This window comes from Methylophaga muralis (assembly GCF_001720165.1).
GTDB lineage: Bacteria > Pseudomonadota > Gammaproteobacteria > Nitrosococcales > Methylophagaceae > Methylophaga > Methylophaga muralis.
Genome location: NZ_MCRI01000122.1, coordinates 1 through 364, shown reverse-complemented (window position 1 = coordinate 364; position 364 = coordinate 1). Strand labels below are relative to the sequence as shown.

Annotated in this window: 1 tRNA gene; it reads right to left on the bottom strand. The window is 45.3% G+C overall.

Annotation, left to right across the window (positions count from 1 at the left end):
- Positions 1-182: 182 nt before the first annotated feature.
- Positions 183-258: transfer RNA gene (locus A9E74_RS13905), tRNA-Ala, on the bottom strand.
- Positions 259-364 lie beyond the last annotated feature (106 nt).

The window sequence follows — 364 nt, the reverse complement described above, 5'->3', positions numbered from 1 at the left end:
GTCATAAGTTTCTTTACGTGCATTATTGCCGTGTCTCACGACAACACAATAATGCGCCTTGTTTACTTTACTTCCCGCTTTGTTAAAGAGCAGTGTATTAAACACTTTAAAATAAACTTATTAAGCTCACTTTGAAGTATCTATTCACCTAGACAGAGATTGGTTGTTCGTATCAAAAAGGTTGGTGGAGCTACGCGGGATCGAACCGCGGACCTCCTGCGTGCAAGGCAGGCGCTCTCCCAGCTGAGCTATAGCCCCTTTCGGCATACTCGGTTCCACTTTAACCCCAAAAAGGGCTTTTTCTCAGGTTGGTTTTAAGTCGGCAAAGTTGCCGCTAGGCAATGAGCCGGCTTTAAAAGCCAAG